Origin of the sequence: Blastomonas sp. UPD001 (assembly GCF_003426715.1) — a bacterium.
Lineage (GTDB): Bacteria > Pseudomonadota > Alphaproteobacteria > Sphingomonadales > Sphingomonadaceae > Blastomonas.
The window spans coordinates 1,238,641-1,248,071 of record NZ_QKVT01000001.1 but is presented as its reverse complement, the minus strand read 5'-3'; the positions used below and the strand labels follow the sequence as shown (position 1 = coordinate 1,248,071).

9 protein-coding genes and 1 pseudogene are annotated in these 9,431 nt (G+C 66.8%); all 10 read right to left on the bottom strand.

Features of this window, described 5'->3' with window-relative positions; genetic code table 11:
* On the bottom strand, positions 1 to 1,021 hold a 1,021-nt coding region (gene purH, locus DM995_RS06275), incomplete at its 3' end, for a bifunctional phosphoribosylaminoimidazolecarboxamide formyltransferase/IMP cyclohydrolase (RefSeq protein ID WP_116968850.1).
* A gap of 4 nt (positions 1,022 to 1,025) precedes the next feature.
* Positions 1,026 to 2,876 carry a heparinase II/III family protein gene (locus DM995_RS06270; protein ID WP_116968849.1) on the bottom strand — a complete coding sequence of 617 codons (1,851 nt, stop codon included), beginning with the start codon at positions 2,874 to 2,876 and terminating at the stop codon, positions 1,026 to 1,028.
* Positions 2,873 to 3,535 (bottom strand): ribulose-phosphate 3-epimerase, encoded by a 663-nt coding sequence (gene rpe / locus DM995_RS06265; RefSeq protein ID WP_116968848.1) that lies wholly within the window; start codon positions 3,533 to 3,535, stop codon positions 2,873 to 2,875. The genes DM995_RS06270 and rpe overlap by 4 nt, the downstream gene beginning before the upstream one ends.
* Positions 3,536 to 3,620: 85 nt before the next feature.
* Positions 3,621 to 4,514 (bottom strand): annotated as a pseudogene (locus DM995_RS06260) (RsmB/NOP family class I SAM-dependent RNA methyltransferase); the annotation flags it as partial.
* Complete coding sequence (locus DM995_RS06255; protein ID WP_502696602.1) at positions 4,502 to 5,164, bottom strand: PH domain-containing protein; 663 nt, start codon at positions 5,162 to 5,164, stop codon at positions 4,502 to 4,504. The gene DM995_RS06255 and the pseudogene DM995_RS06260, both read right to left, overlap by 13 nt.
* A gap of 83 nt (positions 5,165 to 5,247) precedes the next feature.
* Positions 5,248 to 5,775 carry a PH domain-containing protein gene (locus tag DM995_RS06250; protein WP_116968846.1) on the bottom strand — a complete coding sequence of 176 codons (528 nt, stop codon included), beginning with the start codon at positions 5,773 to 5,775 and terminating at the stop codon, positions 5,248 to 5,250.
* A gap of 103 nt (positions 5,776 to 5,878) precedes the next feature.
* Positions 5,879 to 6,475 (bottom strand): hypothetical protein, encoded by a 597-nt coding sequence (locus DM995_RS06245; RefSeq protein WP_023836190.1) that lies wholly within the window; start codon positions 6,473 to 6,475, stop codon positions 5,879 to 5,881.
* A gap of 72 nt (positions 6,476 to 6,547) precedes the next feature.
* Entirely contained in the window at positions 6,548 to 7,096 is a 549-nt protein-coding gene (locus DM995_RS06240) for a demethoxyubiquinone hydroxylase family protein (protein ID WP_031317505.1), read from the bottom strand.
* Positions 7,096 to 7,602: a disulfide bond formation protein B gene (locus DM995_RS06235; protein WP_116968845.1), complete on the bottom strand. Its 507-nt coding sequence runs from the start codon at positions 7,600 to 7,602 to the stop codon at positions 7,096 to 7,098. Before DM995_RS06235 ends, DM995_RS06240 begins: the two co-directional genes overlap by 1 nt.
* A 43-nt stretch (positions 7,603 to 7,645) precedes the next feature.
* Entirely contained in the window at positions 7,646 to 9,019 is a 1,374-nt protein-coding gene (locus DM995_RS06230; protein WP_031317507.1) for a S41 family peptidase, read from the bottom strand.
* Positions 9,020 to 9,431 lie beyond the last annotated feature (412 nt).

Here is a 9,431-nt window from a genome sequence, read left to right as displayed (position 1 = left end):
CGGCATCGGGCGCGCAGACGACCTCGGTGAAGATGTCGCTGATCGCCTCAGCGGTGGGGCCGTCGAGCGGGCGGTTGACCGCGATGATGCCGCCGAACGCCGACACGCTGTCGCATTGCAGCGCCGCCTTGTAGGCGCTGACCAGATCGTCGCCGCTCGCCACGCCGCACGGATTGGCATGCTTGACGATCACCACGGTCGGCGGGCCGTCGCGGAATTCGGCGACCAGCTCGAGCGCGGCATCGGCGTCGTTGAGGTTGTTGAAGCTCAGCTCCTTGCCCTGGACCTGGCGATGGTCGGCGAGCGATCCGCCCGGCGCAAAGGCGGGCAGATAGAGCGCCGCGCTCTGGTGCGGATTCTCGCCATAGCGCAGCGCCTGGCCCTTGCGGAACGGCACCGAGAGCTTTTCCGGATACATCTCGCCCTGGTCGGCAAAGGCGAACCAACTCGCGATCATCGCGTCATATTCCGCCGTCGCCGCATAGGCCTTGGCCGCCATCTTGCGGCGGAAGGCGAGCGTGGTCGCGCCACCGCTCGCCTGCATCTCTTGCGCCAGCGTCGCATAATCGTCAGGATCGGTGACGATGGTGACGAAGGCATGGTTCTTGGCGGCAGAGCGCACCATCGACGGGCCGCCGATATCAATATTCTCGATGATCTCGTCGCGCTCGGCGCCCTTGGCGACGGTCGCGGCGAAGGGATAGAGGTTGACCACGACCAGATCGATCGCGCCGATGCCGTGCGCTGCCATCGCCTCGACATGCTCGGCATTGTCGCGCACCGCGAGCAGACCGCCATGCACCATCGGGTGCAGCGTCTTGACGCGGCCGTCCATCATCTCCGGAAAGTCGGTGATCTCCGAAATGTCGCGCACGGCCAGGCCCGCATCGCGCAGCGCCTTGGCGGTGCCGCCGGTGGAGATCAGCTCCACGCCATGCGCCGCCAGAGTGGCGCCGAGTTCGGCCAGGCCGCTTTTGTCGGAGACGGAAAGCAGCGCGCGCTTGATCGCAATGTCGGTCACGTGATTATCCCATATGCTTGATGAGCCAGCCGTAATTCCCGCCGCCCACCGATGCGGTGCCGGACAGGACAATCTGCTGGCTGGGCCTGATCTGCCCGTTTTCGTCCACCCAGAGGCTTTCCTCGAGCGTTACCTTGCTGGCGGCAGAGCGGAACTGCCAGAGCGATCCATCGGCGACGCGCAAGAACACGCCCCAGCCATCGGTCGCCAGATGCGCCTCGACATCCACGCCCAGATGGAAGCGGATCGCGAAGGGCACATCGCCCTGTTTCTGCCGCCCGAAGCCGCGCCCGAAACCGCCCTTGGCAGCGGGCAGCAGCACATCCTCGCCGCGCAGTTCGCGCCCGTCGCTGCGCAGCACCAGCAGGCGGCGATGGATCAGGCCATAGCGCCGGGCATAGCCGTCATGCGTCATGTCGAGCCGCGCGGCATCGTCGCTGTCGCGCCGGTCGAGCTCGACCAGCCCGACGCCCTTGCCGAGCTGGCCCTTGGGCAGCACCGAGGTGCTGTTGGTATCGTCGAGGCACAGCGTTGAGTGCGCCGCGGTGGCGCGCAGCCCCTTGGCGAGCTCGGGCGGCATGTCGGGCGCAATCGCGCTTGCGCCGCCGCAATTGACGATCAGCCGGTGCGGGCCGTGGCTCATCTCGAACGCGAGCGTCGAGGCGCAGCCCATCACCGCATGCCGCGCCATGGCTGGGGTTCCGGCATCGACCAGCACCACGGTGCGTCCGGCGGGCACGCGCTGATAGCCCCAGTGCCGCGCATCCCGCAAAGGCCGCGCGCGGATGCCGCTCGCGCGGATCAGCGCCGCCATGGTCTCGGCCGAAATGCCCGGTGCGCCCTGCCAGCTGCCCAGGCTTCCGTCATGATGCGTCAGTCCCTGCAGGGCAGGGACCGCGCGGCTCAGCGCCAGTTCGACAATCGGCGAGAGCAATTCGCCGCGCGCCGCATAGACCGCGCGCAGCATCGACAATATCTTGATCGCCTCGATCTGCGCGAGCGGGGAGCGCGACAGAGCGCCGCCATCCTCGCCCATGAAGCCCTCGATCGCGCGCTTGAGCCCGGCCTCGCCGAAGATGCGGCGCGGTTCGCCATCGGGCAGCAGCAGCGCTGCACCGACCACGCCAGCCCAGGCGATGACCCGCGCCAGCCCTTCGGGCGCCTTGTCGGCGACATGGTCGAGATGCCGTGCGGTGCTGGCGAAATTGCGCAGCACCCGCGAGCGATAGACGAGATCGCTGCTCGAAAGGATCAGCGGCGCGTGTGCGGCGCAATTGAGCATGCGGCGTGCGGCCAGATCGGCGCGCCATGCCGGATCGGCGACCGTTTCGAGATTGGCATCGAGCCAGGCATCGACCAGCTTCTCGGCAATCGGCACGCAGGTCTCGCGCGGGGCTGCGGCGGCGAGATCGCGCAGCCAGGCGAAACTGTGGATATAATCGATCGCTTCGGGCGGGGCCTGCAGCGTCGCGAAGTTGAGCTTGGCGAGCTCGATCCGCTGCCCGGCAACCTGAAAGAACCCGGCGCGGATCGCCTTGCCGCGACGCGCATCGCCGGGAAACGGATCGTCGGGCGCGGCCAGCAGCCGCAGCGGCGAGCGACCCTTGAGCCGCAGCTTGTGCAGCGGGGTGCGCCAGGTCAGCCGATAGAAATAATGGACGACGCTTTCGGTCAGAGACAGGCCACGGTCATTCTCGAGCCGCACCAGTTGCTTGCGCCCAGCTTGCGGGCTGTCGTCGATCAGATCGGGCCGGGCCTCTTGCCCCGCACCGATCAGCGGCAGACGGCGCTCGTCCTCGCTGGCCTGCGCTGCACGGGCGCCTGTCCGGCGGCTCTCGGACAGGACATCGCTCATTGGCCTTTCAGCTCCCGGATATTGGTGGCATACCGATCGGGACCGCCCTTGAAGCTGGCGGTGCCTGCGACCAGCACATTGGCGCCGGCGTTCACCGCTTGGGGCGCGGTGACCGTATCGATACCGCCATCCACCTGGAGATCGACCGCGCGGCCCGATTTCGCGATCATCTTCGCGATCGCCTCGATCTTGCGCAGCTGGCTGGAAATGAAGCTCTGCCCGCCAAAGCCGGGATTGACGCTCATCACCAGGATGAGGTCGACCTCGTCGATCAGATAGTCGAGCATCTTGGCCGGCGTCGCGGGGTTGAGCACCACGCCCGCCTTCTTGCCGAGCGACTTGATCAGCTGCACGGTGCGGTGGACATGCGGTCCCGCCTCGGGATGCACGGTGATGATGTCCGCGCCGGCATCGGCGAACGCCTGCACATACTGGTCGACCGGCGAGATCATCAGATGCACGTCGAACGGCTTGGCCGTGTGCGGGCGCAGCGCCTTCACCACCGCTGGGCCGATGGTGATGTTCGGCACGAAATGCCCGTCCATCACATCGATATGGATCCAGTCCGCGCCCGCCGCATCGATCGCGCGCACCTCTTCACCCAGACGCGCGAAATCGGCAGACAGGATCGACGGGGCTATCAATGGGGGCTGCGGCATAGGTCTAGCCGCTTAACCCTCAACATCTTGTGGAGCAAGGCGCTTTGCGGCGCTTTTCCACATGATTTGGCCCAGACGCGGACAGTCAGCCGTTATGGCGCAGCCGAGCCATGAAAAAGCCGTCGAGCCCGCCTGCGTCCGCGAGCATGCCCGGCAGCGTGCGCACCTGACCCAGCGAGTCGGGCGTCACGCCGGCGGGCAGTTCTTCGGGGCGTACCGGATCGATGGCATAGCGGCTGTCTTCGGCGAGGAAGCGCGCAATGACATCTTCGCCCTCGGCCCTTTCGAGCGAGCAGACCGCATAGACCAGAACGCCGCCGGGCCTGACCCAGTTGGAGGCGCGCTCGAGCAGAACCGCCTGTTGTTTGGCGCGATCGTCGATATGGCGCGCGGCGATGCGATAGAGCACGTCGGGATGGCGGCGGAAAATGCCGGTGGCGCTGCACGGTGCGTCGAGCAGCACGGCGTCGGCCTGGTCGTCGGGCCGCCATTCGAGCAGATTTGCCGTGATCGTCGCAGCATCGAGACCGGTGCGCTTGAGGTTCTGGCGCAGGCGCTTCAATCGTTTGTTCGAATTGTCGAGCGCGGTCACCTGCCAGCCGGCGGCAGCAAGCTGCATCGTCTTGCCGCCGGGAGCGGCGCACAGATCGAGCACGCTGCGGCCTTCGCCCCGACCGAGCAGTCGCGCGGGCAGGCTGGCGGCGAGATCCTGCACCCACCAGTCGCCCGATTCGAACCCGTCGATCAGCTCGATCGCGCCTGCGCGGGGCAGGCGGACATGGCCGAGGGCGAGCGAGACTCCGCCGAGCTGCGCGGCAGTTTCGCCGGTCATGGCAGGGTCGGAAAGGCTGAGGTCGAGCGGGGGAGGGCTGCCGAGCGCGGCGCTCGCGGCTTCGGCCATGGCTGCGCCCCAGAGCGTGGTCCAGCGGTTGGCGGTAGCGGGCGGAAGCTCGGGCGCGGGCAGGGTCACGCCCGCGCGAACAGGTCGTCGAGTCCCAGGAAATCGAGCAGGCGGCGCGGATTCCAGAAGTCATCGGGCATCAGGAAGTCGAGATTGTTGACCACCGCGCCGACCACCGCGAAGAACACCAGCGAGAAGTTGAAAAAGCCAGCGATCAGGATGCGCTTCATGTCCATGCCGAACAGCAGCGGCGCATCGGTCTGGGGCAGGGCCATCGCCCCGGTACCGGCTTCGCTCTCGCCCGAGCGCGCGCCATCGGCCTGCTGCGCCTTGCGCAGGCGGATGACGTCGCGCAGCCGCTCGGCCTCGGCGAGATCGACCGAATCGAGCGCGCCTTCGTCACCGCTGCCGCTGCTGCCGGTCTCGAGCCGGACCTTGGCGAGGCCGACCAGCCGTGCGAGCGGACCCTGTTCCAGATTGACGTCCTGGATGCGCTCATAGGGGATCGAGCGGACGTTGCGGCTGAACACCCCGCTGGCGATGCGCAGTTCCTCCGGATCGAGCCGGTACGAAAAGCGCCACCAGCGATAGAATTCGAACCCGACCATCGCCAGCAGCGCCAGCAGCGCGAACAGCCCGACCCATGGCCTCAGCTCGTCGGGCCCAGAAAGGCGCAGCGCGATCAGCCCCAGAATTGCCTGTGGTACCTGCCGGACCAGGTTGAGCATCAGGGTCAATGGGTGGAGGCGCCGCTCGCTGGCCGTGTCCGTGGCGGACAGCACGATGGGCGGATCGGCGCTGAAGGCGTCGCTCATTCGGCCTCGCGGCGGATATGCAGGCGCATCGCGTCGCGCATCGCCTCGGCGCGGTCGCGCGCCAGTCCGGGCAGCGTGACGATGCTGTTGTGCGTGCCGGCGGTATGCACCGTCAGGCTGGCCAGCCCGAACAGCCGCTCGATCGGGCCTTCGCCCAGGTCGATATGCTGGATGCGCTTGAACGGCACGATGGTGTCGGTGCGGAACATCCAGCCGCGCGCGACGCGCAGCTGTTCGTCGCTAGCGGCATAGCCCCAGCGCTTCCATTTGCGCTGCGGCAGGAAGACCAGGATGAACGCGCACAGCGCGAGCGCGGGCGCGATGATCATGCCATGCTCGCCCACGCCCTCGGCGACCAGCGCGAACTCGCTGACGGTCGCGGCGATCATCACCGGCAGCAGCACCAGCGCGGTCATGATGCGGATGACGTTGACATAGCGCCTGTCGAGCGGGTGCAGACCGGCGCTCAGGACATCCGCAGATGGGGGTGCGAAAACCAGATCCTCCGCCAAACCTGCCGACATAGACGCACACGCTCCCTGTTCGCGAGGCAGTCGCCATCGCCTGCACCACTATGGAGCAGGTGTATTAGTCATGCAAGTCGGTTGCGCCATGCGCAGACCCGGATCATTCGGGCGAGGGGGCCTCGGGCTCGGGACGCGGCGGGACTTCCTCGCCATTGGCCTGTGCACGCATCGCGGCCGCCGCAGCTTCACGCTCGGCCTTGCGCGCGTCAAGCTGTGCCTCGATCTCCTTCTGCCGCGCCTCGACGGCGGCGGCATCGCGGTCGATGTTCGACAGGCGACGCTGGCGCTCTTCCTCGATCAGCCGACCGGCAATCGCTTCCTCGCCCTGCCTCTTTTCGGCGCGGGCGGCCTGGACCAGCGATTGCGTGCAACCGGTAAAGCCGCCGGCACCCACCGGCGAACAGCTGTCGGTGCCGAAATTGCCGACGGTTTCCATCGAGCGGACGCGCTCGGTCCAGCTGGTATTGGCGATCGAATTGGGGTCGCTGCGCAGCTTTTCGGGGATGCGATAGCGCTCCTGTTCGTCCATGCGCATGCACACGACGATCTCGTTCGGGTCGCTCGAAGGCTCGCAGGCATCATCGCCATAGACGATCTTCTGGACGACCTTGTCGCCCGCATTTTCCTGCGCGGTTGCGGGCGCGGCGAAGGCCGTTCCGATCAGCAGCAAAGCTGCCAGGGTGCCGGTCTTCGTCATGTCGTCCTCCACTTGAACTTTGTCGTCTGTGGCCAATAGCCTGTGCCGGATGAACGGCGCGTGATCATGCGATCAGATGCGCTTCGAAAGCGCGATCGCCGCACGGCAGCCCATGCGGATGACCGCGCTCATCACCGGATAGCCGAAGGCCTGCTCGGCTCCCTCGGCGAGCGCACGATCCTTGTGCTCGAGTTCCTCGTCGCGGAACTTGGCGATGGCGGCGCTCAGCTCCGGGTCGCTGTCGCCCAGTTCCTCGAGCTGTTCGGCATAATGCCGGTCGATCTCGGTCTCGACCGCGACGGTGCAGGCCATCGCCGCCTTGGGTCCGATCAGCGCGGTCACCGCGCCCAGGCCGAAGCCGGCGACATTCCAGAAAGGCTGCAACGCGGTCGGACGGACGCCGCGCTCGGCCATGAGCTTGTCGAAAAAGGCGCGGTGCACCTCTTCCTGTTCGGCCATGCCGGCGATCGCGCGCGCTTCGGGCACATGATCGCCCATCACCGCGCGCTGCCCGGCATAGATGCGGGTCGCGCCATATTCGCCCGCCTGGTTGACCCGGATCATCTCCGACAGGTCCAGCTCCTTGCGGACAGGCTGGAGCGGTTCGTTATCCTGGGTCATCATGCGGCAATCGTCCCGGTCTTTCTGCGGCGCAGCAGCAGATAGATGGCGCTCGCCCCGGCCAGCGACAAGAGGAAATTATAGCCCGCCAGCGAGATGCCGAACAGCGACCACGGCGCGGTGTCGCAGCGGACCAGCGGGTTGGCCATGATCGAATTGAGCACGTCCTCGGTGCTGCCGCCGACCGGGGCTGCGGTGGCGCAGCGGGTCAGCCCTTCCCACCAGCCATATTCGACCCCGGCATGGAAACCGCCGATGAGCCCGCTGACCGCGATCGCGATCGCGGCGAGCGCGGCCATGGCGACGCCCAGGCCCTCAACGCGCTTGACCGAGAGCACCGCGATGCCGCCCAGCGCCAGCGCGGCCCAGTGCGGCCAGCGCTGCCAGTAGCACATCTCGCACGGGTAGAGCCCGAACACATACTGGCTGATCAGCGCTCCGCCCAGCAGCGATGCAGGCAGAAGAAACGCCAGCCATGCGGCGATACGCGGCGCGCGCGAAGTCATCAGGTCAGGCCCCCGGCAATAAAGGTCTTTGAAAAGGAACGGTTCAGTTGCGGCGCGTCACCGGACGCCCCGTAGCAGCAGAACGCGCCGCGACCGGGCGGGTTGCCGCCAGCCGCGAACTCGCCAGCGTCGTACGCTGCAAGGTTGCGAGCGCATAATAGAGCTGGAAGTCCTCGATGCCCTTTTCCTTGAGCTGCTCGGTGGTCATGGTGAAGCGCGGATCGTCGAGCTTGTCGACCTCCAGATCCTTGTCGTCCAGCCCGATCTCGTTGATCAGATGCCCGCGCAGATCGGATTCGCGCAGCTTCATCCGCGTCTTGTAATCGGGGTCGGAAATCTGCGGCACCGCGATATCAGGCTCAATCCCGCCTTCCTGCACCGACTTGCCCGAGGGCGTGAAATAGCGGGCGGTGGTGAGCTTGAGCGCCGAGGTGCGCGACAGCGGCAGCAGCGTCTGCACCGATCCCTTGCCGAAGCTGCGTTCGCCCATGACCAGCGCGCGGCGATGATCCTGCAGCGCGCCTGCGACGATTTCCGAAGCCGAGGCCGAGCCGGAATCGACCAGCACGATCAGCGGCAGGCCGCCGGTGCTGTCGCCGGGACGCGCATAATAGCGTTCGATATCGCCCTTGTGACGGCCGCGCTGCGAGACGATCTCGCCCTTTTGGAGGAACACGTCGGAGACCGCAACCGCTTCGTCGAGCAGGCCGCCGGGGTTCGAGCGCATGTCGAGCACATAGCCGACCGGCTTGCGGCCCAGCTTCGCCTCGATATCCGCGATCGCCTGGTTCACATCCTCGCCGACGCTCGAGGTGAAGCTGGCGATGGTGATGATGCCGATATCGTCCTTCACCTCCCAGGTGACGGGCTTCAGGTCGATGATCGCGCGGGTGATGGTGACGTCGAACGGCTTGTCGCGGCCCTCGCGCACGATGGTGAGCTTGATCGAGGTGCCCGGTTCGCCGCGCATCTGGTCGACCGCATCGTCGAGCGTGCCGCCATAGATCAGCTTGCCGTCGAGATGCGTGATATAGTCGCCGGCCTTGATCCCGGCCTTGTCGGCGGGGGTCTCGCGGGTGGGGGCGATCACCTTGACCGCGCCGTCCTGCATCGTCACCGACAGGCCCAGGCCACCGTACATGCCCTCGGTCTGGGTGCGCAGATTGGCGAAATCGCGCGCGTCGAGATAGCTCGAATGCGGGTCGAGCGCGGCGAGCATGCCGTCGATCGCGCCGCGCACCAGCTTGTCGTCATCCACCGGCTCGACATAATCGGTCTTCACCCGCTCGAAAATGTCCACGAATTTCGCGATCTCGGCCTGGGTATCGGATTCGACCTGCGAAATGGCCGAGGTGGTGATCGGCACCAGGGCCACCGCAAGGGCAATGGCAGAGGCGCGGGCGAGGCGGGATTTCATCATCGAGTGCAACCTTGTTCTGACCGGCTTGGTACCAGGCCCGGATCGTGCCGCGACGCCGCCAATGATCATGGCGTCGGCACTCCCCAGGCAAAGACATCGCGCTTACCCCTCGCGCGGCGCTGCCAATCTAGTCGCGTGCGCCCGCAAATGCCAGATGCTTTGCCACCGGCGCGCCACGCGTTTCGACCAGCGGCATCGAGGCTAAAGCGCTTTGCTTGCGGCAGGATGAACGCGCGCTCACGCGATCAGCGCCGCAATGTCGATCGGGCGGCCGTTGCGGCGCAGCTCGACGGTGATGCGCGGGCGGATTTCGGCGGCGCGGCCGATGGGATCGCCCTGCGCGACGCGCTCGCCGACCTTCAGCCGGGTGCGCGCGAGCCCGGTGATCAGGCTGGTCCAGCCGCCGACA

Bases quoted from the DNA above. Each gene is read 5' to 3' on its own strand.
- DM995_RS06235 (WP_116968845.1), bottom strand. From the start codon at position 7,602: ATGACTTCGCGCGCGCCGCGTATCGCCGCATGGCTGGCGTTTCTTCTG.
- DM995_RS06230 (WP_031317507.1), bottom strand. From the start codon at position 9,019: ATGAAATCCCGCCTCGCCCGCGCCTCTGCCATTGCCCTTGCGGTGGCC.
- DM995_RS06250 (WP_116968846.1), bottom strand. From the start codon at position 5,775: ATGTCGGCAGGTTTGGCGGAGGATCTGGTTTTCGCACCCCCATCTGCG.
- DM995_RS06270 (WP_116968849.1), bottom strand. From the start codon at position 2,876: ATGAGCGATGTCCTGTCCGAGAGCCGCCGGACAGGCGCCCGTGCAGCG.
- DM995_RS06245 (WP_023836190.1), bottom strand. From the start codon at position 6,475: ATGACGAAGACCGGCACCCTGGCAGCTTTGCTGCTGATCGGAACGGCC.
- rpe (WP_116968848.1), bottom strand. From the start codon at position 3,535: ATGCCGCAGCCCCCATTGATAGCCCCGTCGATCCTGTCTGCCGATTTC.
- DM995_RS06255 (WP_502696602.1), bottom strand. From the start codon at position 5,164: ATGCTCAACCTGGTCCGGCAGGTACCACAGGCAATTCTGGGGCTGATC.
- DM995_RS06240 (WP_031317505.1), bottom strand. From the start codon at position 7,096: ATGACCCAGGATAACGAACCGCTCCAGCCTGTCCGCAAGGAGCTGGAC.